Source organism: Vibrio splendidus (assembly GCF_002873455.1).
Classification (GTDB): Bacteria; Pseudomonadota; Gammaproteobacteria; order Enterobacterales; family Vibrionaceae; genus Vibrio; species Vibrio splendidus_J.
Map to the genome: position 1 here is coordinate 1 of NZ_MCUN01000009.1, position 24,773 is coordinate 24,773.

The 24,773-nt window shown below is 36.9% G+C and carries 24 protein-coding genes and 2 pseudogenes; 18 read left to right on the top strand and 8 right to left on the bottom strand.

Features of this window, described 5'->3' with window-relative positions:
* Positions 1 to 1,025, top strand: a 1,025-nt coding sequence (locus BCU75_RS07045) for a site-specific integrase (protein WP_102473345.1), incomplete at its 5' end; no start/stop codon positions are given.
* Positions 1,018 to 1,449 (top strand): hypothetical protein, encoded by a 432-nt coding sequence (locus tag BCU75_RS07050; protein WP_102473346.1) that lies wholly within the window; start codon positions 1,018 to 1,020, stop codon positions 1,447 to 1,449. The genes BCU75_RS07045 and BCU75_RS07050, both read left to right, overlap by 8 nt.
* Positions 1,450 to 1,534: 85 nt before the next feature.
* On the opposite strand, the gene BCU75_RS24525 is transcribed toward BCU75_RS07050, so the two are convergent.
* From BCU75_RS24525 to BCU75_RS07060, 3 genes are all read right to left on the bottom strand, one after another.
* Positions 1,535 to 2,113, bottom strand: a complete 579-nt coding sequence (locus BCU75_RS24525) for a hypothetical protein (RefSeq protein WP_241905358.1) — start codon at positions 2,111 to 2,113, stop codon at positions 1,535 to 1,537.
* Between the two features lie 25 nt (positions 2,114 to 2,138).
* A complete protein-coding gene (locus BCU75_RS24530; RefSeq protein WP_241905359.1) occupies positions 2,139 to 3,161 on the bottom strand; it encodes a hypothetical protein in 1,023 nt (340 codons plus the stop codon).
* 166 nt (positions 3,162 to 3,327) lie between these two features.
* Positions 3,328 to 4,002, bottom strand: a complete 675-nt coding sequence (locus BCU75_RS07060; RefSeq protein WP_339385707.1) for a tyrosine-type recombinase/integrase — start codon at positions 4,000 to 4,002, stop codon at positions 3,328 to 3,330.
* A gap of 686 nt (positions 4,003 to 4,688) precedes the next feature.
* Here BCU75_RS07060 and BCU75_RS07065 point away from each other — a divergent pair.
* Positions 4,689 to 5,285 carry a type IV toxin-antitoxin system AbiEi family antitoxin domain-containing protein gene (locus tag BCU75_RS07065; protein WP_102473347.1) on the top strand — a complete coding sequence of 199 codons (597 nt, stop codon included), beginning with the start codon at positions 4,689 to 4,691 and terminating at the stop codon, positions 5,283 to 5,285.
* Positions 5,286 to 6,156: 871 nt separating this feature from the next.
* A pseudogene (locus BCU75_RS24360) lies at positions 6,157 to 6,747 on the top strand (transposase); the annotation flags it as partial.
* Between the two features lie 445 nt (positions 6,748 to 7,192).
* Here BCU75_RS24360 and BCU75_RS24805 read toward each other — a convergent pair.
* From BCU75_RS24805 to BCU75_RS24815, 3 genes and pseudogenes are all read right to left on the bottom strand, one after another.
* A complete protein-coding gene (locus BCU75_RS24805) occupies positions 7,193 to 7,558 on the bottom strand; it encodes an ISAs1 family transposase (protein WP_372201310.1) in 366 nt (121 codons plus the stop codon).
* A pseudogene (locus BCU75_RS24810) lies at positions 7,551 to 8,025 on the bottom strand (ISAs1 family transposase). Before BCU75_RS24810 ends, BCU75_RS24805 begins: the two are co-directional and overlap by 8 nt.
* Positions 8,026 to 8,090: 65 nt before the next feature.
* Positions 8,091 to 8,204: a hypothetical protein gene (locus BCU75_RS24815; RefSeq protein WP_425336948.1), complete on the bottom strand. Its 114-nt coding sequence runs from the start codon at positions 8,202 to 8,204 to the stop codon at positions 8,091 to 8,093.
* A gap of 440 nt (positions 8,205 to 8,644) precedes the next feature.
* Between BCU75_RS24815 and BCU75_RS07080 the strand changes: the two genes are divergently transcribed.
* The 14 genes from BCU75_RS07080 to BCU75_RS07145 all read left to right on the top strand — a co-directional run bounded on the left by BCU75_RS07080 (position 8,645) and on the right by BCU75_RS07145 (position 21,840).
* Positions 8,645 to 9,169 carry a toxin-activating lysine-acyltransferase gene (locus BCU75_RS07080; protein WP_102473349.1) on the top strand — a complete coding sequence of 175 codons (525 nt, stop codon included), beginning with the start codon at positions 8,645 to 8,647 and terminating at the stop codon, positions 9,167 to 9,169.
* The gene (locus BCU75_RS07085; protein WP_102473350.1) at positions 9,159 to 10,544 is read left to right on the top strand and encodes a protein adenylyltransferase SelO family protein; all 1,386 of its coding nucleotides are present in this window, start codon (positions 9,159 to 9,161) and stop codon (positions 10,542 to 10,544) included. The genes BCU75_RS07080 and BCU75_RS07085 overlap by 11 nt, the downstream gene beginning before the upstream one ends.
* A 10-nt stretch (positions 10,545 to 10,554) precedes the next feature.
* Positions 10,555 to 11,727, top strand: coding sequence for a glycosyltransferase family 2 protein (locus tag BCU75_RS07090; RefSeq protein WP_102473351.1), 1,173 nt, complete (start codon positions 10,555 to 10,557; stop codon positions 11,725 to 11,727).
* 62 nt (positions 11,728 to 11,789) lie between these two features.
* The gene (locus BCU75_RS07095) at positions 11,790 to 12,059 is read left to right on the top strand and encodes a hypothetical protein (protein ID WP_102473352.1); all 270 of its coding nucleotides are present in this window, start codon (positions 11,790 to 11,792) and stop codon (positions 12,057 to 12,059) included.
* Positions 12,060 to 12,693: 634 nt separating this feature from the next.
* Positions 12,694 to 13,683 carry a radical SAM protein gene (locus BCU75_RS07100; protein ID WP_102473353.1) on the top strand — a complete coding sequence of 330 codons (990 nt, stop codon included), beginning with the start codon at positions 12,694 to 12,696 and terminating at the stop codon, positions 13,681 to 13,683.
* A gap of 12 nt (positions 13,684 to 13,695) precedes the next feature.
* A complete protein-coding gene (locus BCU75_RS07105) occupies positions 13,696 to 14,964 on the top strand; it encodes an HlyD family secretion protein (protein WP_102473354.1) in 1,269 nt (422 codons plus the stop codon).
* A gap of 9 nt (positions 14,965 to 14,973) precedes the next feature.
* Positions 14,974 to 17,100 carry a peptidase domain-containing ABC transporter gene (locus BCU75_RS07110; protein ID WP_198593409.1) on the top strand — a complete coding sequence of 709 codons (2,127 nt, stop codon included), beginning with the start codon at positions 14,974 to 14,976 and terminating at the stop codon, positions 17,098 to 17,100.
* Between the two features lies 1 nt (position 17,101).
* A complete protein-coding gene (locus BCU75_RS24685) occupies positions 17,102 to 17,752 on the top strand; it encodes a DapH/DapD/GlmU-related protein (RefSeq protein WP_277868902.1) in 651 nt (216 codons plus the stop codon).
* Positions 17,749 to 17,970, top strand: coding sequence for a hypothetical protein (locus BCU75_RS07120; RefSeq protein WP_102473356.1), 222 nt, complete (start codon positions 17,749 to 17,751; stop codon positions 17,968 to 17,970). Before BCU75_RS24685 ends, BCU75_RS07120 begins: the two co-directional genes overlap by 4 nt.
* Before the next feature lie 23 nt (positions 17,971 to 17,993).
* Complete coding sequence (locus BCU75_RS07125; RefSeq protein ID WP_102473357.1) at positions 17,994 to 18,650, top strand: HAD-IA family hydrolase; 657 nt, start codon at positions 17,994 to 17,996, stop codon at positions 18,648 to 18,650.
* Positions 18,651 to 18,652: 2 nt separating this feature from the next.
* Positions 18,653 to 18,916, top strand: coding sequence for a hypothetical protein (locus tag BCU75_RS07130; protein WP_102473358.1), 264 nt, complete (start codon positions 18,653 to 18,655; stop codon positions 18,914 to 18,916).
* A gap of 4 nt (positions 18,917 to 18,920) precedes the next feature.
* Entirely contained in the window at positions 18,921 to 19,640 is a 720-nt protein-coding gene (locus BCU75_RS07135; RefSeq protein WP_157933899.1) for a HesA/MoeB/ThiF family protein, read from the top strand.
* A 9-nt stretch (positions 19,641 to 19,649) separates the two neighbouring features.
* Entirely contained in the window at positions 19,650 to 20,384 is a 735-nt protein-coding gene (locus BCU75_RS07140) for a hypothetical protein (RefSeq protein ID WP_102473360.1), read from the top strand.
* 199 nt (positions 20,385 to 20,583) lie between these two features.
* Positions 20,584 to 21,840 (top strand): hypothetical protein, encoded by a 1,257-nt coding sequence (locus BCU75_RS07145; RefSeq protein WP_157933900.1) that lies wholly within the window; start codon positions 20,584 to 20,586, stop codon positions 21,838 to 21,840.
* Between the two features lie 988 nt (positions 21,841 to 22,828).
* On the opposite strand, the gene BCU75_RS24245 is transcribed toward BCU75_RS07145, so the two are convergent.
* Together BCU75_RS24245 and BCU75_RS07155 are read right to left on the bottom strand one after the other, a co-directional pair.
* Positions 22,829 to 22,993: a hypothetical protein gene (locus tag BCU75_RS24245; protein ID WP_157933901.1), complete on the bottom strand. Its 165-nt coding sequence runs from the start codon at positions 22,991 to 22,993 to the stop codon at positions 22,829 to 22,831.
* 807 nt (positions 22,994 to 23,800) lie between these two features.
* Positions 23,801 to 24,736: a LysR family transcriptional regulator gene (locus BCU75_RS07155; RefSeq protein ID WP_076676284.1), complete on the bottom strand. Its 936-nt coding sequence runs from the start codon at positions 24,734 to 24,736 to the stop codon at positions 23,801 to 23,803.
* Between the last annotated feature and the right edge of the window lie 37 nt (positions 24,737 to 24,773).

A 24,773-nucleotide genomic window follows, 5' to 3' on the forward strand; every position in this document is an offset into this window, starting at 1 on the left:
AAATTCACTATGCCACTACAGATCGCTTACATTTAGGTTGTATGCCTTCCATAAGTCATACTTCTAAGCGTTTGAGTGAAGAAAAGCACTGGACTGAAGCATTAGAACACTTTCTAGAGTTCAAAGGGGTTCAACGGGTCAGTGCATTGACTGTCCATCAGTTGAAACAGCGCATTACCTTCTTCTTTGAGAGCACTGCGCTATCTGGTTTATCAACAATAACTGCGATGACACTGATGGAGTACATTAAGACTCTCAATAGCTCTAGTCTTTCAGCAAAAAGCTGTAAAGATTATTACGCGGCGTTAAGTCAATTTATACGTTGGTGTGCGACCATGTCTTTGATTGAAAGAAACGTGTCCGCAGATATCAAAGCGACTTTCAAGAAGTCTATAAAAGCTGATAAGCAGCGCTCAAGGTGGTCAGAGAGTCAGCTTTCAACACTCTTCTCATCTGAGCAGTTTCAGCAAGTGGATAATGGTTTCTACTGGGTTACTTTATTGCTCACGTACATGGGTATGAGGCCGAATGAAGTGTGTCAGCTACGTACAGAAGACGTGGTCGTTAGCGGTCCACTCCCTTACTTAAACGTAACAGATGAAGGCCACGGACAGCGGATCAAGAATCGTTATGCTCTGCGACAAGTCCCCATTCATCAGAGTCTAATCAAACATGGCTTTCTTGAATATGTTGAGCTTCGTAAGAACAATAGCAAAACCGGTCTATTCGATTACAAGTCACTGGGTCTCAACAAGGACTGGAGCCAACAATATTGCCAACAATTCGGCAGACTCCTATCTAAGATCGGATTGAAAGCAGGGCAACGCCCTACTGCGTACTCCCTCCGTCACACTTTCATTGATGTTCTTAAGCAAAAGGAAGTGGCTGAGTCTACAGTCGCTGATATCGTTGGCCATCATCACCCCTCAATGACATTTGGCCGATATGGTAAGCAAACAAAACTGAAACTTATGCTTAGTGCGGTTAACCAGTTCTCACTTCAACTGGGAGGCTCACATGAGTAAGTTCAACTATGATGAGTTGCACACGGTTTATAAGGCGTTCAAGCAAAGCTATTTTGAAGGGGATGAAACCTCGTTGCTTGCTTTATCGAAACAGTATAACTATCAAGATATCCACTGCCTCTATCAGCTTTTTGAGCGCCTCGAAGATAAACCAAGCACAACATCTATGTCATTAATGGCATTAGGAATAGATTGGCAAACACAGCAGGCACTGTTTGGTGACTTTGAAACACTGAGAGAAATTGCAGAGCTCGTAAGCCCTCCACCCATGTCACACGTAGAGTGTTTTGATGCCTTTGTTCTACCTTATTGGACCATTATGTCAAAGAAAGGGATTGTTCTTATTAGCACGAGAAGCCAAGAGCATTTTACTTTCGTACATCGTGTGTCAGGAGTAGAAATTCAAGTTAATATAAAGCGCTGAATCTCAATGTCATTTTGAAAAACCAAATCTCGTGAACACCTTAGAGCTCACGAGATTTACCTTTTAAATTATTATGAAGACCTTATCAATCAAACTCTCGGTCGGCACTCATTCTCCGTTTTTTGGGGGAAGCAGTGTTCAGGTTTTCCCTATTATCTAGGAGGGCGTCTTTCATCCCACATACAAGTGCCTGCTGTATTGGGTTTCCATCCAATTTTGTCATGTGAGCTGACATCCTTCTTTCTAATAAAGTCAGTAGTTCTTTCTCATCCCTTTGTTCAAAGACAAATGATTTCATCAAATCTTGAAAGATGGGAGCTAACGTATCAACAACGGTATGAGTCAGTTTAGCGATCACCTTTTTTAGATATGAGTTCGATTTCTCTAACTGTTCATTTATTTCTTCATTGTGTAGAACTTTTGATTCTGCCGTTTTGAGCTGTTCTTTGACTGTTGATAGAGCGGTAGAGGTTGTATCCAGTTGATTAGTTGCAGTGTTTGTGTCCGATCGTAGTAAGTCTATATCTACATGTAATCTTCTTATTTTTTCTTGTTCCTCCTTTTGTTGATTTTTAACTTCGTTGATGTGTTGATTTAATTGGATCAACTCCTCGAGCTTCAATGAGATTGTTTGCTCAATTTGTAGTTGCTCCTTTTCCAGCATTCTAGTGTGATAATTACAATCCCTTTCACTTTTTTTGCTTTCCTTGCCGGCGCATTTCTTTTACTTTTTGTTTATCTTTCTGAAGTTCTTGATTGAACTCCATGCTCAATCCTTTTTCTATGAAGAGGTTTTTATTCATAAACCGCCGAAAACATTCCTGCAACAGCGCTCCATGCTCTGATTGCTCCCTTCTTGTAAAGCACGCTCCTTTTCTGTATTGAATTGGCGAGTGTGAACGGTCCAAGAAGTTCTTCATCATTTGAGCTAGATTTGCTTTGGCTACTCTAAGATCCCATTCTTTAGTTCGGCTATTTTGCGCGTTAAGAAAGAGGTGGACATGCTCCCCAGTATCTTCATTGATACCTCTTTCATCGCTATGAACAAATACTGAGATGACTTCATATTCTTTGAAGTAGAGGCGGTAATAATCCATCAGTGCTTCAGCCATTTCACGGCCACAAAGAAGATCCTGAGAAACTTCATTTCGGTGTGGAATGACAAAAATCGACTCTTCTACCAAGTTTGAGTTCAAATTTTTAGGGAACGAAACCAGTTTGTTATGAAGTGAAATGTACTTCTCAAAAGCGTTCAGCCTCTGCTTCTTGCGAGAGAAATCAATACTCCTAGCTTCATTAAGCAAAGAGTCTAGTTTAAGCGGGACATGTTCAGGGGTGCCTAAAATCTTAGCGATAAAATTAGCCCCCTCGGTATTTCCCTTTTCTGATTGTAAAGCGGCTTTTAGTTTCTTCTTATATGCTCTCTTTCTTTGTTTACATTTAGCTAGGCCTTCTTGAGGTTTCTGAGGAAGTCTTATAGATTCGATAAACTGGGATTTATCGTCATTGCTCAATTCATCAAGTTTCGTCCATTGGTTGTTGATATATACTTCGTTGAGGTGACTGAGATCTGGATTCCATTCAATGGTTTCAGATTTCGCATTTTCATCTCGGATACTATGTCCTGCTGACTTCTTAAGCTTGGCCTGTTTTTCTGCTGTGCCGGAATACGGAAGCGTTGAAAAAAAGCATGTGATGGCTTTATTTTTCATTGTGTAGTCCTCGGTTTGTGTGTTGTTGTGTTGAGGTTGAGGGGCGTAGCCCCCACCAAGAAGCTTTCGTTCATCTTTTACGCAGTAAAAGTGTTGCGAAAGTGTCCTTAGTTACGATGTCGTTATCTTTTTGAAAGCCGGTGTCGAGACACCGGAATGAGGCAAATTAAAGGATGGGTTTGTCGATCGAATTTGCAGCTTTCTGAAAGTGCAAATCAATCAGGTTGGGGTAGTCTTTTGCGTCTTCTTCGATCCATTGGGAGTAGTGCTTATAAAGCATATCTAGCGTGTTGTGCCCTAATTGAGACTTTATCCAATAAAGGTTTGCCCCACTTAAAATAGCCTGAGATGCGAATGTATGACGGGCCTGACTCGCACCTCGATGAGCGACGTTGGCTGCAACGAGCCAGCTTTTAAAGGTGCGATCTATTGCTTTATCTTTTTGGTAAAATTTCCCTGTATCAAGATTAGGGAATAGAGGTTTTGCGGTAAGTTTGGTTCGGGTCTTTTGATCATTTTCGGTGATATGGATTTCTTGAGCCGCTAAGCCAAAGATTAAACTTAACTGGTTTTCAATTATCTTTTGGGCTGTCTTAGACAATTGAATCCTACGCTTTGATCCCGTAGTTTTTGGCCTTTTAAAGTGATTAACTACGCAAGCTCTCTCGACTTTAAGCTCTCTTTTTATTGGGTCATAATCATCAACAACTAGTGCCAACCACTCACTTTTTCGAAGCCCTGTATGGCAAGCCAGAAGGACCCCATTTTTAACACTTGAGCAAGCTGCTGCTTGGTGAGTTAAATTATTTATGTCATTCAGTGTGAATGGATTACAGCTAATGGGAGCGTTTTGTTTGTAAGATCATTATGTGCATGTAAGTAGCGAAGAATACCGCTTCGTACAATATCTCGAATGTCTAGTTCTCCGAAAAACGTTACGATACGTTTTAACTTAGATCTCCATGCTTTTATTGTTGAATTAGCGTAAGTTCCTTTTTCAAGTTCGAACATTGTTTCTGCTACCGTGCGAAACAAAAACTTATCTCTGCATTTCATGATGCAAACCTCATTTTTATTTGAGATCTACGCTACAGATTTACAAAAAAATCGTCAATAACATTGATAAGTCATAAGTGCATGATTTTACTATAAAATAAATACACGCCTCAACATTATTGCTTAAATAACAATCGCTTAAAAAAGTAATTAAGAGATATCGCATAATATAACCAATCAATCAATTTAACTTATCAATAAATCTTAACCAGCAAAAAACACCAAAATTAACCATTAAATTTAGTTAATAATGTTTAGTTGGGTGTCTTTTGCAACACTATCTATTGAAATGTGAAATTCATAATTTTTTGTTTATCTGAATCATTTTAATATGTAGCAAGTTGGCTATGTTTAAGGGTTTAGCTATTTTCGCCCAATAGTAGTGTTGTTTGCACAATCTAAGGAATGATAGAAAAATGTTACGTTTTGGCATATATTACAAATTAAGTATGACGAAACGTATCATTAAAAGTGAATCCATCACAACTCGATAAGCTTAAAAAGCTATCCATATTCACCACCTCAGACGCTGCAAAATTCAATGTAACTCGTGCCGCCCTTTCTCGCGCTGTGGAAAAAGGTGACATAGAAAAACTACAGCGAGGACTCTACGGGTATGTGGGTAGAGAAGAATCGGAGATGCACTCTTTTGCTGAGGTCAGTGTCAGAGCGAAAAAAGGGGTTATCTGCCTTCTATCAGCACTCAGTTACCATAATCTCACTACCCATGCACCTTTTCAGATATGGCTCAGCATTAAAAAAGATGATAGGGCTCCCAATATTGACTACCCAAGCATTAAGATTGTTCGTACCAGGGACGTGACGGATTTGGGGGTGATCTCAACACAAGTTGATGGTATTCCTGTTTTAGTAACGGACGTTGAGCGGACGATTGTTGATTGCTTTAAGTTCCGCAACAAGATCGGGATTGATGTCGCGATTGAAGCACTTACAGAGGCAAAAAGAGCTAACAGATTAGAGCAAGGGAAGCTCTGGGAGTATGTAAAGCATTACAGAATGACAAATGTAATGATGCCCTATATGGAGATAATAAACTACAATGGTTAGTCACTTACTTCTAACACGTTGTTACCTTCTTTTATAGAGTGCTAGATTGAACATCGATCATATTGTAGAAAGCGCAGCAATTGCTCAGGTGTGAAGCATATAGCCAAAGAATTTAAGCGTTTTCCTTTTAGGGTTTCCAGAGGAAAAGCAGCGGTAGAGCAATTTATATCAGCTTCGCCCCAAACAACACGCTGACCGTCGCGCTTTTTATAGCGTTCATCTTGCTTGAGGACGCTTCTGCCTTTCAAGGTATCAATTATAAATCCTAAAGGGAGGTCGTTTATCTTTGCTAAATGCAGCAATGTGTTGACCTTCGTTTTATAGCACTTACTAAAATACCGCATAACTCCCTATATATAGCTTCTGGAATACTTGTGCAGTTTTACAACTAACTACAGGTAATAAAACGAACTGCAGCAGTGACATTGCCTAGTTTAAGCCCCCCGATTCTGTTTTGCTAGCTAACGAGCGTCAGGTCTACTTGTCGATAGCTGCTTATTAAATTCATGTCACTCAAAATTACCAATTATCGTTTTCGCCTTCAGTACGTGTCCGTAGATAGCCGAATTTTGCCCAAATGTAGCTAATCTGACACCCAAAATATGAAAAATTGGCATCATTGTGCGGTTCTTTCATCAAATGAATATTTTGATTTTGAAATGTAAATCGCTCAAAAAGCGCTACAAACTTACAAGGGACATGGCTTTGTCGCGCAATTCAATGGAACTAAATCTAGAACCTACGCTCAGATCTGCTAGATTAACTCCCTCTTGTAGCCTTATGGCTAAACCTTATTGCAAAACAACCAGTCGTTTATTAACCGTGCTTCACTGACCTTCTGGATTGAATAAGAGGCGATAAGTGGGCGGCCGCAATTCAAATTGAGGTCTCATTTAAGATCGAAATGAGGGGAGCAGCAGAGCATCTAGTTGTTAATGGCCTTAAGGTTTATGGTAAAGGGACAGTAAAAAAACAAGGGGCGGATGGCAACCGTAGAGTTAGGCGAAAGCTGCATTTTGCCGTCGATGCTAGCACTCATGAAACAATTGTAACCGAGCTAAGTTTATCGACGGTTACAGATGGAGAAGTGCTCTTGAACTTACTTAAACAAATACACCGAAACCCTAAGTATCTGGTGATGCCGTTTATAACACAAGAGCTTGTCACGCAGTTATTAAGATTAAGCAAGCCGTTGTGCATACTCCGCCAATAGAAGGTGTAGCCTTCTGGGAGCGTTGACGCCCTTGAAATATCGCAGTGGGTTGCCAGAAGTTATACGGCTCAAATCAGTTTTGGAAAGAACGGTATAGATAGGACAAACATTTACTCTCAGAAACAGCGATGTATCGAGTTAAACATTTGCTAGAGGGACGATTAAGCCAAGAAATTACAATACACGAATTGATGAAACTTACGCGATGATAAAACGCTAAACAAATTTAATGGGTTAGGTATGCGTGAACATCGTAAAATTGACCAACAAAGATGCAAATTGGGTAGGTCTATCTACGAATTTAATGACACAACAAAGCCCTTGAAAAAGCGCATTTTCAATCAAACCACGTGGCTCTCTAACAGCGTGTCGTGCGGGGGCGATCTCAACATTGAGTCGTTGAATAATTGAAGTGCTAATGTAATACCTAAATCACTTTATCGATGTCGCTTCCCACGCTTAATATGTCTATCTTGCGTCTAGTTTCTTAACGCTTCTTTGTCAATCCAAAAAGGACAGCGATTTTCGGCCAATGAGTGATTGGTTTATTGCCTAAAGTTGATTGTTTTATAACGAGGTTTAGGTATAGACCGGTCGTGTGGCGAATGTCGCCGTTCAAATCGTAGGTTCTGGATTTAGTTCCACCGAATCAAGCAAAAAAACTAACCCTTCAGTACGCCTACAATGGGCAGGGCTACAGCATGAGTGCCTGGTTTTTCACCACCTGACTAAAACCAGCACTTAATACTGCCTCTAGCATGGACGTATTCATCATACATCGCATTTGTTTCCCTACTATGCTTAGCTTGGTTGGCTCTTCTCGGAGCATGTTCAAGCTCATATGACGTAAGCATGATAAGTTCTCCGCACCGTGATCTTTGTATATCTGGCACGCATCTTCATTCATGGTGACATCAAGTACCCAGTGCATTGACTCCATTCCCCAATATTCTCTAACTGCCTTCGCCGCTTGCTCTGCACTAAGTTCTTTAGAGCTGATGTAATAACGGTACTCTAGCTCGACAGATTTGCCTTTCTCAAGGCGGAAGTTTTCAACCATTACAATGCTCTTTAAGCCTTTCCAGCGAGAAGTTACCTTTAAGTTGGGTGCTGTCAAAAACATAGCATTGGCGAGACTCTACACGACCGTGCCCTTGTTCAATAGAGAGGTCGTCAGCCACGTTTGCTCGTTGAGATGAGAACGCTTTCTCTATTGCTTGTCGCAGTTTTCTTTGGTTGCTCTTTACGGCAAGCAAGTAATCACCACCTTGCTCTACAATGACCTTGGCAATCTTGGTTTGACAGGCCAACAAGGGTTCCCTTGATATCGAGCATCTTTATCAATTCAGGGATCGCGGTAATCTCATTACTTTTTTCTTCGGTTTTCAGCTGTCCCAACACGAGCTTATTTGACGATGCATAAGCACTAATCATATGAATGGTGCTCGCCCTGTCTTCACGATTGTAAGAGCCTCGAAGTGTTTTGCCATCTATCGCAATTACTTGACCTTCGGTAAGAGTATGTATTGATTACATCCAGTTAATGAAGCACTTTTGGAACTGCTCGGGTTCAATGGTAGAGATGATACGAGCTAGCGTGTCATCAGCAAGATTACCATCCAAAACATATCATTACGCTTAAACCAATCATGATGACCGAGAATGTATTCACGAATATCAAACCAACCTTTCGCGCCTGCAATCACCGCACATAGCGAGCCCAAAAGGACTTCAAAAAGGCAATATGTGATCTTTACACCTTTACACCTTTGCGTTGGTCGATAATCGTTTGAAAATGTTCTTGGAAGTGACCAATGTGCACGATGCTATCTCTAAAAGGGGTTATATGATCACAGCTAAATGTGATCGTCAAATCGATCATTTTTTTGATTAAAAAACGTTCACGATCTCACCCGCTACAATGGGTGCTTATCTTGAATGCACATTGTCCGTAATTTATAAATTGTGATCATGAGCGGTTATATCTTATAACCCGTAGTTATATTTGGGATGGATATATCAATAAAGATGCAGTGCATTAGAGTTCGCATGTTCGGTGGTGTAGCATATAAAAATAATATCGGAAGGGGCATTAGGTTCATTAATTCAATGCATTAGATAAGAAATTTAACCTACTGGTCGGAAAATGCTTAAGAGAGAACAAAAGTATAAATTGCAAAGTGCTGAAGTAAATCAGTTGTTTAGTCGCAGAGAGCCAAGAGGTAAGTTTAAAAATGAGTTACTTCTAGAATTAGGGCAGTTTTTAGAAATCACAGCAAAAGTCACAGACAGACAAAGTATAAATATCAGTTCATTTATACATTGGATTAAACCCGCAATTCTTCATGACCAGTACTTATTTATAAAAAACGATGGCGATCTTGATCCTTCTGGGTATGTTCTTTGGGCGTGGGTAAGTAGAAAAACACTAAACGAATATTTTACTCAAGAGCGTTTTGCTCTTCATCCGATGTGCTGGAATGAAGGGAAATATCTTATCATTGTCGATTTTGCGATTGTTGATAATTCATTATCTCAAACTGTAATACGTAACTTGTATCGAAGAGCTCGAAGTCAAGCCGATATATCATTCAATACGGTCAATATTTGTGTTCGGAATCAGGCCGGTTTTGTAGTTAAGCATAATAGGAAAAGTGATTATGGAAATTAACTTCATTAAAAATAATTTTAAAGACAATGCTGACCAATTCGATATTTCTAATCAAAAATTACCGGAAATTTCTTTTGCTTATTTTGAGACAAAAAGATTAAAGAACTCGGAACTGGTATGGTTAAATACTGATCTATTAAATACGTATGGCTTCAATGGTTCAGTCGAAGAAATAGAAAAATTTTTGTTAGAACAATATTCTTATGTCTCGGAGGGCTATACCAACAGCAACCGAGTAATGAATAACACACGTAAGAGTTTTTGGGCTGATCGTTATGGCTCAAGACATGAAGTATGTAATGGTGGAAGTGCTCGCTGCGGGTTTGATGGTTATTTCCAAATTAAAGGTATTGGTTTAACTCCTCTTTTGGCTCAAAATATGAGTGAATCCCATTCTCACGGTAAATTATTCTTAGATGAAGCTATTGCAGAAGCTATTTGGGGGGAAGTATGTCACAAACACCTGCCATTAGGAGCTATTAGAACGTTAGCGATTATAAAAACTAATGTAAATCAAGAGTATTTGTATTTAGATGGTAAACCGAAAAAACCTTGTGCTTTGGCAATTCGAGAGTTTTCTATTCGGCCTGCTCATTTTGAAAGAGCTACTTTCTTTTGGCCATCTCATGAAAATATGTTTCTTCGAGTCGATGATGCAGATAGGGTGCGAGAGTCAATTAAATATCTACCGAGATCTTTAGGTATTAGTGAGTTCGAGCTTTCTTCTAAACAAGAACTTTTAAATTGTTTGAGTCTGATTATTTCTCGAATAGCGAAGCAAGTCGCTTTTTCTAGGGTTAAAGGGATACCACATGGTTCGTTAACAAGCTCTAATATTGGAATTGACGGTCGGTTTTTAGATTTTGGAACCATTACGGCTGTCCCTGATTTTGGTAATTATGTACTTGCCGATGGTGTCGGAGGCGTATGGGATGACCATTTACTAATTTATAATTGGTTGAAGAACTTAATAACAACATTGAACAAATATACAACGTTCAGTGAGGGAATTTCTGAACAAAATTCAAAGGGCTTGGTTGAAGGTTTTTTAAACGAACTTGATTGTCAAGAGAATCTCGCAATACTAGAAGAATTAGGTGTGAAAGATATAAGTAGTAATAATATTTATTTGGCAGGGAAAGTAAAGAACTTGTTGACGTCATCTCAGCGTAGAAACTTAGGTGAGTTTCGTTCAGATATTTTTAAACAGAAAATTGCTGAACTTGCGCAGCGAGAAGGTCTAATCGTCGGTGATATAAAATTTGAACTTAGAGAATTTAATTACTCATCATTTGTCATTTTGAATGACGATTACCTTATAAAATCTAGATACTCGAAAGATTCAATAAATAAACTAATTAGTAAATATTGTTAAGGGTGAATGTATGTTGGATTTAATTGAAATCTACTTAGTTACGACATCATCTATCACTTTGTTGACTACTATTGTCTTGTTTTTATCATACAAATTTAAATCGGAAAATGTGAATTCTTTATATACACCCTCAGTTTCTGTGTTTGTGCCTTATTATAATGAAGATTCAAAATTATTATTGAAAGCTTTATCATTTTTAGACGACCAAAAATATCCATACCAACTAGAAATTTTAATAATTGACGATGGCTCTACAAATGGAACAACCAAAGAGGTAGAAAAGTGGTTGACGATAGAAAGAAATCAAAATTATAAACTAATTAAAAAACCTAATAATGATGGTAGGAAAGGCTTTGCTTTAGATTATGTTCTTAACTTAGGTATTCCTACTGGCGAAGTTTATGTGGTTGTGGATAGTGACACTTTTATTGAAGAAACTGGAATTCGAGAATTAGTCAAAAAATTATGGTCTGATGAACGTTATGCAGCTGTGTGTGGGTATATTACGCCAAATAACTATCAAGAGAGTTTTATTGGTCTACTTCAACATTATGAGCATATTAGTTTTTATGGAGCGATAAGAGCAGCACAAGATAGGTTAGGATGCGTACCTGTCTTGGCAGGAGCTTTTGTTGCCCACCGAGCGAGTGTTGTGAAAGAGCTAGGTGGATGGAGTGAATGGTTAGTTGAAGATATCGCATGGTGTTGGAAAGCAATTTCAAACCAGTATAAAACGGGTTATGCACCAAGAGCCAAAGCAACAACTCAATGTCCAACTGATACAAAAAGCTTATTTAAACAAAGAAGAAGATGGGCGAGAGGGCGTGTGGAAGCTTACGTTGTCGCTTGGAAAACACATTGGTTAGCGGGTCTATGTTCTACTCCATGGTTCATTTTTACAGCAACTCAGTACATATTTCCATCTAGTTTTATATTATTGATGTTTATGATTATGTTTAAAATTTGGATACCGGTTGTGCTGGGTTTAATAAATATGGTTTTATATTTATATTTAGTTAATTTGTATATCAACGATTACGAATTAAAATCACAGACCGATATAAGACAAATACTTAAAGCTCCGCTGTTTTCGTTAGTGCTAGAAACCATTATTTGGCTACCAAATTTAATAGGTTATATTGACGAATTATTAGGAAAGAAGAAAAACTGGTTAACTCGATAGTTCTCGAATTAACATAGATGAGCGCAGTACTCTTTTACTGTATTAATAAAAAGGAAATTAATATGTATAACCTAAATACAGACGAAATTTTGATGGTCGATGGTGGGGGGGATGGTGGTAGCTTTATCAAAACAAGTATTCAGGGATATATCGCTGGAGAAGTGATTGGTGCAGGCCTTGGGTATCTTAATAATGCGCTAGGTGGCAACAATAATTATAGTAATAACTCTGGAGTCAGTACAGGTACCAATCAAAATTATGGAGGCTATGGTTTAGATTCTGGTGGTGGCATGATGCAAGCCGGTGGTTCAAGAGGTGGATATGGTTACTAATATTAATTAGTAATCAATAATCAATAGGGCAGGCTGACTGTACATGCCCTATTTTCAATGGAGCTTAACTTTGAATGTAAAAGTAAATTATGTACTCAAGACTGGTCTTTGCATTTCAGTTTTTACTATTTTTACTTCATTTATCATACAATTGATTGTTAATTTAATTTCAATTGAAGATCAGGAGGTTTATAAAAAAGCTGAATACAGCCTTGCTTTATTTGTATTAATTAGCCCAGTTATTGAAAGTATAATTTCTATACTTATTTTAAGGGTGTGTATAATTTTTATAAGTCAGAACGCATCATGTATAGCATTAGGCGTTGTTTGGGCGGGATTACACTCGACAATGGGCTCTAGTATTTCGAATAGCATTGGTTTATGGTTAGTATCATTTTTATCTTTTTCTGTTTATGGTTGGTTATATTTTAGATGTCTTCATGCTAATTTTTTAGTTAATGTTATCATAATTACATTTCCTCATACCTTGCACAATATTTATGTTTACCTTTTCATTGCTTATTTTTTATAATTAATGATTTTTCAGTAAGTTAAAAGTGTTCATTCAACTTCAACGTTATTATTCTTTGTTTTAAAATATAAAATAATTGTGAATTTAAAAGGTTTAGTAAATATGAAGTATAAGATTAATTCTAATGATGGTTGTTTTTCTGTGAACTGGGCTTTAATTAATAACTGTAATTACAAGTGTGATTACTGTCATTCAGATTTGAATAGTGGATCTATTAAAGCACCCTCGTATGAAGTTGTAGTCGATTTTATACAGACAATACTAGAACAATCAAATAGGTTGCAGCTGAAACCATATTTTGAGTTTGGTGGTGGTGAAGTTACTCTACTTAGATATTTTGGCGATCTTATAAAACATATCCATAAAAATGATGGTTTAGTCTGTATTGTTTCAAATGGTTCGAAATCTTTGCAGTGGTGGACTGAAAACGCTCAATTTTTAAATGGTGTAAGCTTGAGTTTCCATATCAATGATATTCGAGAAAAAGCTCACTTTGTTGAAGTAGCAAGAATATTAGAAGCTTCCAGTAATACTCGTTTACACGTCAATGTAATGATGGAGCCGAATAGATTTAAAGATTGCTATCTATTTGCATTGCAATTAAAAGAGCAAGTTAAATGCTCAATTGCATTACAACCTCTATATGAAGGTTTCGGTCATGGTGGCATCACAAAAAAATATACTTATACCGAAGAGCAAGAATTATTAATGCAAACCTTTCGGGGGAGACCTGATGAAAAGAATCTACCAGAGCCAAGATCGTCCTTAGATATTGAATATACAGATGGTTCAATAGGGACGCTATCCACTTTTGATCTGCTGATTAATAATCAAATCAACTTTATTGGCTGGGATTGTTACGCAGGTGTCGAGAGTATAGTGGTTACTTTTTCCGGTGAAATCTATCGAGCGTGGTGTATGCAAGATGGTGCGATCGGCTCTATATATGATAATGAAATTACACTCCCGACGAATCCGACTCGTTGTCGAACTAAAATTTGTCAATGCGGATCAGATATATCATCTACCAAGATAAATAAAAAATCAGTTCAAAAAGAAAACAATCGTATTGCAATTATAGAATTGGATTAAGAGATCGATCATATGGTGGCAAGAGCCAAACATTTATATCGTCCCGAATTTTTTGAAGCACAAAAACAAACTAATGAGGGTGCCATTTTACTCAATAACTCGTTTAATCAAAATATTTATCTTCTCCTTTCTATGTTGGTTTTTATTGCTGTGGTTGCCTTTATCACGATGGGCGAATATACAAGAAGAGAAACCTTGGTTGGTCTTGTCAGTCCTTTAGGGGGGATGGTGAAGGTGCAAGCCAACGATTCTGGGTATGTAGAAAAATTGTTCGTAAAAGAAGGCGATAGAGTTGAAAGTCTTACCCCACTTTATGAAATTAAAACGGAACGTTTTGACGAGTCGGGCATAGGTGTTAAAAAAAGGATTTTAGCATCACTCGAGAGTCAGTATCAATTAATCATTGAAAGAAGGCAACAAGAAGAAGAAAGGGTTGATTTTGAACGTCAAGCTTTAGTTGAAGATATTGTTCGCTTAGACATCGAAACGAACATTTTAAGAAATGTATTGAATTTGTCCAAAAATGAGTTGGCGCTAACTAAGGAGTTGGTAAATAAACAAAAAGTTCTTTTAAAAAATAACTTTATATCAGAACTTGATTATCAAAAACAACAATTAGATTTGATATCCAAGCAGTCTCAGGTAGAAACTCATAATTTAAACCTGCAAAGGTTACAGCGAGAGAAACAAAGCCTAGTTACTAATTTGAATAACCTCGATATAAATTTAAGTATTAGCCTTAAAGATCTTGATAGACAATTAGAGGCGATGACTCAGAGTAAAGTTGAATTTTTGTATCAGAGTGATAGTCAAGTACGCTCCCCAATTAAGGGGATTGTGGCATCAATCTTGGCAGAAGAGGGGCATTCTGTTGTTAATGATCAACCGCTACTTATTCTTGTTCCAGAAAGTGAAAAAGCTTTTGTCGAATTATACGCACCTAGTCGTAGTATCGGTTTTATGAAAGTTGGACAAAAAGTTAGATTAAGGTTTGACGCATTCCCTTATGAAAAATTTGGTGTCCAGACTGGCATGATCACGAGTGTTTCCAAGTCTTCCGTCGCTCCTGAAATGATTGCTAATCGGCGTTTGATTAAAAATAACGAAGTCGAGGGGTTATACCAAATCAAAGTAGAGCTATCAAAGCCAACGATTACTGTTTATGGACGAGAAGAAAGTCTAGTTTCTGGCATGACGGTTGTCGGTGATATAGAGCTTGATACACGAAAGATTTACGAATGGATATTAGAGCCGCTATATACGATTAAAGGGAAGATATAGATTGTGGAAATGAACAGCCAAATAGATTGGGGGATGGGTAAAAAGTTGACGTTGGTACGTCAAACTGAAAACGCTGAATGTGGCGTTGCCTGCCTCGCTATGATTGCTGATTGGCATGGACATCAAATCAGCTTAAGGCATTTACGGGCAAAGTTTGGTATTACACAGCATGGGATGTCGTTTTCTCGGCTCATTGAATGTTCAGAATTGATAAGCCTGTCAGGACGGGCCGTCCGCCTTGATCTTAATGAATTAGAGCAATTAAGCACACCTTGTATTCTTCATTGGAACCTAAACCATTTTGTGGTTTTGAAATCAGTGAAAGGGAAAAAGGTTGTCATCCACGATCCTGCTAATGGTGTGGTTAACCTTACCCTGTCTGATGTAAACAAACACTTTACTGGTATCGCTCTTGAATTATCACCAACACATGACTTTAAGAAGATTGATGAGAAAGAAAAGACGAAGCTTTCGGAACTGATAGGTAAAACTGTTGGATTAAGGTCGTCTCTTATTAAAATATTTCTGTTTGCATTGGTTTTGGAGGCTCTTGCTCTGTTATTGCCAATGCTTAACCAAATTGTGATTGATGAAGTATTAGTCGGCTATGATGAGAATTTACTTATTTTGATAATATTTTCCATTCTTCTTATTGCAGCAACCCAAACATTAATTGGCCTTGCAAAGGAGTGGGCGACTATTACATTATCGGTCAATTTTAATATGCAATGGACAGCTAACGTTTTTCATCATTTGTTTCGCTTACCGATTGAGTGGTTTGAAAAACGTGATATTGGCAATATCAGTGCTAAATTTGCGGCAATTAACGTAATTCAAAATACATTGACTACCAGCGTGATACAAGCTTTGTTAGATCTTGTGTTAGTGGTTGGCACGTTAACCGTTATGCTTTTATACAGCCCGACGCTTTCCGTAATTGCAATCATAGCTGCACTTGTATATGTGATCTTACGTTTTGCATGGTTTGGTACATTTAAACGAGCAGAAGAAAATACTTGGGAAGCAAATACTAAGGAAGAAAGCTACTTCTTGGAGACCGTGAGAGGGGTTCTAAGTTTGCGAGTTAATGGGACGCTACCTTGGCGAGAGTCTTCTTGGCGGAATTTGAATATCAAGAGAAGAAATGCCCAGCTTTATGAACTTAAATTGGGAATGATTTATAACACGATAAACATCACCATTATCAGCATAGTGTCTGCTTCCGTACTTTGGTTTGGTGCTAATTTGGTGTTAAGTGGGCAATTTACTATTGGGATGCTCGTCGCTTTTTTATCCTATCAAGGTCGCTTCTCAGGCAGTATCAGTTCTCTAATTGATAAGTATTTTGAATATCGAATGCTGTCTGTTTATAACGAACGGCTTGCCGACATCGTACTTACCCAAAAAGAAAGAAATAATGATTACGGATTTAAAGCTGTCCAGTCAAGTACGACGAATAATTATGAGGAATTGATTGATTTTTCGGGTGTTTCTTTTTCTTATGGTGCGAATGATCCCCTTTTATTAATTAATGCATCGTTTTGTATTAAGCGAGGCGAAATAGTTGCTCTTATCGGTCCCTCTGGGTGTGGGAAGTCAACAATATCGAAATTGTTATTAGGAATCTATAAACCAACGGATGGACACATTGGTTTTTTTGGAAATTCTAATTTATCAATGAAAGAAGTCAGGCAACGTATAGGTGCAGTTCTTCAAGAAGATCAGTTATTTAGTGGTTCTATTATTGAAAATATTACTTTTTTTGGTTCTGATTTGGATGAGGAATGGTTAGTAGAGTGTGCTCGAAAGGCGGGGGTGCACGATGATATCGAGCGTTTGAATATGGGATATCATACTCTTGTTGGCGAAATGGGTTCAAGTTTATCTGGGGGGCAAAAACAGCGAATATTAATTGCTCGGGCATTATACAAGAAACCTGAATTATTGATATTGGATGAGGCAACGAGCAGTTTAGATATACATACGGAATCGTTAGTTTGCCAAACATTTAGGCAGATTGGACTTCCAATATTGATGATAGCACATCGTCCTGAAACAATAGCGGCTACTGATCGAGTGCTACTTTTGCAAGATGGAATGATCACCGAAGTGCCAAATTCATTTAAGAGGAGATGAAGTGAAGTATCAATCAAAAAGAATACTCTGTCCGATGTCTGACGTTATGTTAACCGATGAGCAAATAATGGATCGTTATGGTCAATATTTTGGTATAGAGCCTTGGGTTAGTTTTTCGGGCTGTCCTGTTGTTAACTTGACCAGAATTTCAGAAGACACGTCCATATCGATATTATCGTCGGTTAATCAATGTATCAAGATTGGAGTTGGTTGTTATATTGAATCAACGGTACTTCCTGCTTTTCCTTCAGGTCCAACAAAATTAACTTGTGTAGCTATTAAAGATGGGAACTATGGACAAATAACCATCGGGAACAACACGGCATTACAAGGGACTACAATTTGTTCATATCAATCGGTCACTATAGGTGAGCGAGTTATGTTTGGCCCAAACGTAGTTATTATGGATTGTAGTGGTCATGCGACAGAAAGCCGAGGCGAGCAAGACGAATTAGAACGTTTGAAAGTCGCCCCTGTTCAAATTGGTAATGACGCATGGATTGGTTATGGGGTGATTGTTTTACCTGGTGTTTCAATAGGGGAAGGCGCTGTAATTGGAGCTGGGAGTGTTGTCTGTAACGATATCCCTAATGATTGTGTTGCCGTAGGAAACCCGTGTTCAGTAGTAAGGAAATTAAAAGAGGGAATATGAAAAACTATATTATTTTCAAGAAAGATACACTATATTTAGCTATCGATTTAAATGAATATCAAGTGTCAGATGTTATTTACTCTTTATTAGTTCAAAATTTTATTGTAACGAACATTAAAATTGTGGCACCTGATAGTAAGACTGCTTTAGATAAGTTCCATAAAGTTTTATCTGCTTATTCAATTAGTCATAGCGATTTTCGAGGTATATCTGTTTAAATTTAAATTGGGGTTATTTAATCATGAAAGAAATTAAGTGTTCAGGTTTTATATTTGATGTTGATGCTACATTGGTAGATACAATGTCAGTGATTGATGATATATGGAAAGCATGGGCGTCATTAAAAGGTATAAGTTTTACAGAAGTATTTCCATATGTTCACGGACGAAAGGTAAACGAAACTCTATCCATGGTAGATGAGAAATATAATAATATACAGGAACAGGAGTTAATAAAATCAATTGCAATAGAAAAGATGGAGAGTGCAAAACCAGTTAAAGGAGCTTTGGGTTTTATTAGTAAGATACCATTAGATAAGTGGTCAGTAGCCACGAGTGGACCAAGAAGTATAGCTACAACAAGCATGAAAGCTTCCGGCTTTCCTTTACCAAATGTAATGATTTGCGGTGAGGATGTTGATAAAGGAAAGCCTCATCCAGTCCCATTTTTGAAAGCAGCAACACAACTTGGAATTACGTCTGATCTATGTGTTGCATTTGAAGATTCTCCCGTTGGAGTCAAGTCAGCTAAAGCTGCTGGTTGTTTCACTATTGCTTTGCTAACTAGTCACGATGAAGAAGAGTTACTGGAGGTTAATGCTGATTTAATAATACAGGACTTTTCTAAATTACACTTGTGTGAAGATTCAAGTGGTTTTTTAATTAAAATAGAGGAATAAATATGAATGAAATAGTCAATATTGAGATTGATATACCGAAAGCAATTGGTATATCAAAAGTTATTGAAGCTCCACAAGGTTGCACATTAATCAATGTTATTAAGTCAAATTATAAACTTGAAGTTCACTCAAGAATAATAGATGTTAATGATGAAATTAACAGATTTTGTTTAGTTTACTTAGATGGAATAAGAGCAAACGATTCTAACATGACTATAGTCAAAGATTGTAAAATAGAAGTAATATTACCTATGGCTGGAGGATAGCATCGTGAGTGAAAGATACTCTAGACAAGTAAAAGTTATCGGAAATGAAGCTCAAGAACAATTGCAAAAATCGTCAGTACTAATCATTGGATGTGGTGGGTTAGGTTGTCCTATTTCATTATATCTTTCTACTGCTGGAGTAGGTAGTTTAACACTCGTCGATGATGATATCGTAAGTATGTCAAACCTTCATAGACAAGTATTATTTGGAGAAGATGACATAGGGTTAAGTAAGGTTGAAGTGGCTTCTACAAAGCTTAAGAAACTTAATTCAAATGTTAACATAGCTGATTATCACACAAGGTTAAATAAAGAAAACTCTAGTTCGATTATTGATGGCCACGATTTGGTTATTATTGGATGCGACAACTTTGAAACAAGGTTTATAGTCAGCGAAAGCTGTCAAAGACTTCAAGTTCCTTACATTAATGCTTCTGTCTTGGGAGATGAAGGGGCAATCACATTTTTTGATGTTCAAGGTGGATGTTATCAATGTCTTTACCCTGACCTTGATGTTTTAAATGTTATTCCAACACCTAGCTCAATTGGGGTACTTGGTCCAATGGTGGGTGTAATTGGAGCATCAGCGTCTACAATGGCTCTTCAAATACTAATCGGAAAAAAAGAAAAATATTTAAACAAAATATTTTCTTTTGATTCTGATACATTATTAATGAAATCATTTTACTATGATAAAAATGAAAATTGTATAAATTGTAAATAGGTGGGATATATGAATAAAATAAAACCATGGTTAAAAACAAATGATGTAACTTTGACTTCTAGACTCTTGATCGGTACTGAGCAATATGGAACATCTGAATTAATCAGAGATATAACTATCGCATCAGGTTCTGAGTTATTGATCGCAACTATAAACCCAAAAGATCGCAGTTCTGGAGTTACTATCTCGGATGTCGCCTCATCTTTGGATAAAGAAAACTATAATTATGTCCCAGTTTCGACAACTTCTTTTGTACATACGGTAGAGGAAGCCATTGATACAGCTAGAAAGTTAAGAGAGTTATTTGATATAAAATTTGTAAAACTTGATATTAGAAATGATTCTAAACAGCGTTGGTCAAATAATTATGATGTTTTAGAAGCTGCATCAATTCTAATTGATGATGGCTTTGATGTTATGCCTATGATAACTCCATGTCCTTTTGCTGCTAAAAAACTAGAAGAGCTAGGTTGTTGTGCGTTAAGACTATCAGCTGGTGAACTGGGAACAGGCGTGGGAATATATAACCTTCAAGCAATGAAAAATGTTAGAGATGAGGTTAGTATTCCTTGTATTGGTGAAACTGGAATCATTTCTGTATGTGAAGTGACAAAGCTTTTTGAAATTGGAATGGATGCTGTTCTAGTAAACTCTGCAATTGCTCAAGCTAAAAACCCTATTGCTATGGCTCATGCAATGCGATTAGCTGTGGAAAGCTCTTTATATTATCGAGAAGCTAATTAAAAATAAATTATATATTTAAGGTTTTATATATTAAAGTGGAAGTTGATATCGTTTTTTGATTTTATTATAACTTAAGTTTATAAATTATAATTGAAAAGTGGTTCCCTATCTAATATTGGTGGGCGAGATGTACCTTATTTATATAAAGCCTTCTATAATCTTATCCATATTAGAAAGCTATAATTTTGTTGGAATAAAAATGGTCTTACGTGAACTTTCAAGTCAAGAATTATCACAACTTGCATGGCATACGATACATTACTTCATTAAAGTGGGGCGGGGTGTTGATGAGGCAAATTTAAAAAACGCATTTTATACTACGGTTGCAAATGATAAACTAGCCAGTTCCAAGGTTACTCTTTTAAATAACAGATATATTTTTGAAAGTATCAAACCTGAAAGTGTTCCTTTTCATTCTGAGTTCGTTGATGATTTTAGTGAAAAAAGTGAAAGATACAATACTGTGGTGAATAGTCATGTTCCTGTGCATGATTATCAAGTGAAAATGAATTTTTTTAAATCTAAATCAGGGAGTACTATAGTTCTATCGCTTGCTCACTCTATTGCAAGTGGGAGATCTGGAGTCGACTTTATATCCAATATACTTCGAGAGTATGACTGCTTAGTAAGTGATAAAATAAGTTTTAGTGATAGCTTTGATGTTCCTAGACCACTCTCTTACTATGCAAAATTGAAATCGACTAAGATAATGGATTATGTCGACGTTAGTGAGTTAGATAAAGCATATTCACCAATACCAATAATGAGTACCGTTGATACTCCTCGTGATTTAAATACTAAATTTATAGATATCAATGTTATCGAGAAAGATTACTCTAAGTTAGTTGAAATGTGTAAAGTTAATGGCGTTTCTGTTAATTCTTATTTAAGTGCTTGTCAAATAAGGGCAGTCTACGAAACTTTTTTTGATAAAGGTTATGAAAAGCTCTTAACTCACAATCTTTCGATTGATATGCGAAAAAAGGTAAATGATGCAAATTTTGGAGGCCTAGTCCATTTTTCACACTCAGGTATGATGTTCATGCAACCTAGTGACCTTGATTGTGTATGGAGTTTGTCAAAAAGTATTTCCTCTTGGCTTGAAAGGTATTTAAGTTCAGAAAGAATATGGGCATCTCTTAATAAGATTGAAAGTTTAGATTTAATCATTGATGATGTAAATGCGCCAATATTAGATGATACGTTGAGTTGGTCCTCCTGTAATTCTAATTTAGGGATCATAGATTTCAAAGAGTTTGCGGATACTATACCTGTTGAAGGTTTTAATTTTATAGTTAATCGGATAAATGGTTCACATTTGGCATTTATTTCAACGTTGAACGATAGTATATCGATCCGATATGCTTTTAGTGAGCCTCACTATAATAATGAGTGTATGGAGAGACTTACGATTAATTTTAAAAAGCAAATCATTAATGGTTTGCTAATCAAGTAATAGTATAATTATACATGGTTCTTGGTTTATCCAATGGTTATCTTGATAAATCATGTAAGGTCTCTAAACCAAAGGAGACCTTACATAAGCTTTGTTGTGTAATTCAGTTTAGGTACTGGGTCGTTCCGTTTCGTGTTGTTTTTGCCATAATGCGAAGTTTCAGGCTCTCCTAACCCAGTAAGCTTGTCGGTCGTTTTATGATCGCGTAAGTTTACCCACTTGAAAATTGTCACTGATTCGCGTTGTCAACGAGTTTGAGAACTCCGGAGAGTCACGGTAATGAGTTGGTCGATTGTTGCATTAAAGTCGCGTTTATTTTTCAAGTGAACATTATTTCTAAAATTGTGTTTCATTTATTTCCTTAGTGCCTTTGTAGCTTTCTATCTCGAAGGTATCTGAAGGTTTCTAGCTCGACTTCAGTTTACACAAAATTATGACCGACAGTTTTATCCCAAACCGCTATTAACTGGTAATATTTCATTTTGAATGATTTAGTGTACATGTAGCCTTCATAGCGCAATAACTTTTCGTCTAAAGTGAACGAATATAGGATATTTTAGAAGCGTTACTTGACGGATTTACGAATCACTAACTATAGTCAATTTAGTAAGTCAATCATTAGCAAGTTTAGTCTGCATTGTGATTAAGTTATTGATATCAGGTTATTTAAAGAATGAATATCGGAGTTTCTAGGGTTCAAATCCCTGTCCCTCCACCACCATTGAAAAGCCCGCTGAGAAATCAGTGGGCTTTTTTATATCTGCTATCTAGAGATGCCAAAACAGTGCTAATACCAATTATAGTAAATAATACCAATCCGGAAAATTAACTGTTCAGGTTAATCCAATCTCTTATATACGTTCTGAGACTCGCTCTTTGCATTCAAGACATCTATTCCAAGCACCACAGACTTTCGCGACACTGTCATTATAATCAATGAAGTTTTGACTCGCTACAGAGTGTTGTCTTAACTAACTCCATACTTGCTCTATAGGGTTCTGATGATACTGATATTATCAAACTGGTTCGTAATATTGTTTGTATGACAACCTGCGCCATCCATTACTATGACTGCATGACGATCTTTTTCTGTGGCTTTAGATATCTGCTCTCGATGGTTTCTCATGATGTCTTTGTTAACCCAAGGAGTCACAATGGCCTCACCAATCCCTCTTGCAGAGCATACAAAGCTAAACAAATAAGTGTATTCAAATTGCTGCTGTTTACCATGCGAGGTCTCGTTCCACGAGTCGCCCAAAGACGTGTAGTTGTATTCTGCTGATCAAACCTAGCTTCGCTTGAAATTAGACATCAACACTCTCTAACCCAATATTGTAGGAGATAGTAAAGGTCGCTTCGATTTGGCATTTTTTAAAATCGTCTTGGATTTTCTGTGATTGTCTAGAGTGTTTGTAGCGATAAGTTATCCAAAAAACATGTGGTCGAGGAAAAATTAGTGGAATTAGGGTGGTAGGTTTAACTATGTAGTCATGTATATCACCCCCGAGAAGGCGTTTCAGCTTCTTTCTGAGTTGTTGTCTTTCGGCTTATGTGAGGTTTCTCTTGGAGTCCTTCGATGCCTTCTTTGAATTGTTTTTTGTTGGCTCATTAACGTCTTAAGATCAGTATTATGAGGCTAGTCAGAACAATATTTGACAATAGTTCTATAATCTCAATTAGATCATGTTTTTATTTTAATTAAGTATTATATTGAAAAATTTTCAGTTATGACTTAAGCACTGATATAGGAGTGTTTTTTACAAATTTAAACACGGAACTGGTATCAATAGCGGGGTATCGTAGTCTTCTGAGGCTCAACAATATTACAGCCAAATCAGAAAGCATCATTATTATTTTGATCTAATTCCTTATAAATCAGATAGATTATATAGAGGAACTCTAAAACCGTGGCCAACTTTAGTTGAATACTACAAACGCCTTTTAATCATGATGAGTAAAATCAAACTCCACCATTAATTTTAGAGTTATTTTTAATTAATGATTTGAATTGTTCCAATAGATCAATACTTTGTTTATTTTGCAATTTATCTTTGTGTAGATATGCGCCAATGGTTGCGTTACTAAAACACTCTTTCATTTTTAGTGGGACAATATCAAAGGTATGGAAATAAGATCTCATGTTCATTGGATAAGGTAAAATAGCATCACTGTTTTGCAGTAAATCGATTGCTGTTAACAGTGAGTTCGTATTGTAGATAACCTTTTCTTGTAAATAGTGACGTTTTTGAAAGGTTGTTAATTCTTCATTCTGTTGTTGTACAAAATGTGAAAATCGTTTTTTTGCCGCGCCTAAATCAACCGATGGAAAGCGAGCAATATCTTCGTTGCTACAAGTTATTTCTAGCAAAGGATGACCTTTTCTTACATAGACTTCTTCACTACATTGAAAAAGGGGATGGAACAGTATGTCTTCATATTGTGCTAGGCCGAGTATTTCATGGCCAACAAAGATACTGATTTCGTCGCTGAGCAATAAGTTCATTAACTGCAGGTGATTCCCTACGTCAACAGAGATATTGCTGTGAGGATAAGACTCTCTAAAATCTTGTACGCAGTCTCGAATAAACAAATGCCACCATGCGTCTCCACAACCAATTTTAAGCTCGGTTTGATGTCGGATCTTATTCTTCTCTAATTTATTAAGCGTATTTTCATAGAGGTTTTGCATCATTTTTGCTTGTTCGTAAAGTAACTCGCCACTAGAGGTTAGGGTGATCCCTTTAGAGTTACGCTTAAACAACTTGCTGCCTAGTTTCTCCTCTAACTTCTGCATATTGTGACTTAGTGTCGGTTGACTTAAGCAGAGGTTATTAGCAGCTTGAGTGATATTTTGGGTTTTAGCTACTTGAATGAATTGAATCATTAATTTAAACATAATAGCTCTTTGCTTGAATAAGAAAGAGCTATTTTAT

Excerpts from the sequence above, each read along its gene's own strand:
- BCU75_RS07130 (WP_102473358.1), top strand. The coding sequence starts at position 18,653 with ATGAATGAAATAGTCAATATTGAGATTGATATACCGAAAGCAATTGGT.
- BCU75_RS24525 (WP_241905358.1), bottom strand. The coding sequence starts at position 2,113 with ATGCTGGAAAAGGAGCAACTACAAATTGAGCAAACAATCTCATTGAAG.
- BCU75_RS07105 (WP_102473354.1), top strand. The coding sequence starts at position 13,696 with ATGGTGGCAAGAGCCAAACATTTATATCGTCCCGAATTTTTTGAAGCA.
- BCU75_RS07095 (WP_102473352.1), top strand. The coding sequence starts at position 11,790 with ATGTATAACCTAAATACAGACGAAATTTTGATGGTCGATGGTGGGGGG.
- BCU75_RS07120 (WP_102473356.1), top strand. The coding sequence starts at position 17,749 with ATGAAAAACTATATTATTTTCAAGAAAGATACACTATATTTAGCTATC.
- BCU75_RS07090 (WP_102473351.1), top strand. The coding sequence starts at position 10,555 with ATGTTGGATTTAATTGAAATCTACTTAGTTACGACATCATCTATCACT.
- BCU75_RS24805 (WP_372201310.1), bottom strand. The coding sequence starts at position 7,558 with ATGGTTGAAAACTTCCGCCTTGAGAAAGGCAAATCTGTCGAGCTAGAG.
- BCU75_RS24530 (WP_241905359.1), bottom strand. The coding sequence starts at position 3,161 with ATGAAAAATAAAGCCATCACATGCTTTTTTTCAACGCTTCCGTATTCC.
- BCU75_RS07155 (WP_076676284.1), bottom strand. The coding sequence starts at position 24,736 with ATGTTTAAATTAATGATTCAATTCATTCAAGTAGCTAAAACCCAAAAT.
- BCU75_RS07125 (WP_102473357.1), top strand. The coding sequence starts at position 17,994 with ATGAAAGAAATTAAGTGTTCAGGTTTTATATTTGATGTTGATGCTACA.
- BCU75_RS07100 (WP_102473353.1), top strand. The coding sequence starts at position 12,694 with ATGAAGTATAAGATTAATTCTAATGATGGTTGTTTTTCTGTGAACTGG.
- BCU75_RS07050 (WP_102473346.1), top strand. The coding sequence starts at position 1,018 with ATGAGTAAGTTCAACTATGATGAGTTGCACACGGTTTATAAGGCGTTC.
- BCU75_RS07085 (WP_102473350.1), top strand. The coding sequence starts at position 9,159 with ATGGAAATTAACTTCATTAAAAATAATTTTAAAGACAATGCTGACCAA.
- BCU75_RS07140 (WP_102473360.1), top strand. The coding sequence starts at position 19,650 with ATGAATAAAATAAAACCATGGTTAAAAACAAATGATGTAACTTTGACT.
- BCU75_RS07080 (WP_102473349.1), top strand. The coding sequence starts at position 8,645 with ATGCTTAAGAGAGAACAAAAGTATAAATTGCAAAGTGCTGAAGTAAAT.
- BCU75_RS07110 (WP_198593409.1), top strand. The coding sequence starts at position 14,974 with ATGAACAGCCAAATAGATTGGGGGATGGGTAAAAAGTTGACGTTGGTA.
- BCU75_RS07145 (WP_157933900.1), top strand. The coding sequence starts at position 20,584 with ATGGTCTTACGTGAACTTTCAAGTCAAGAATTATCACAACTTGCATGG.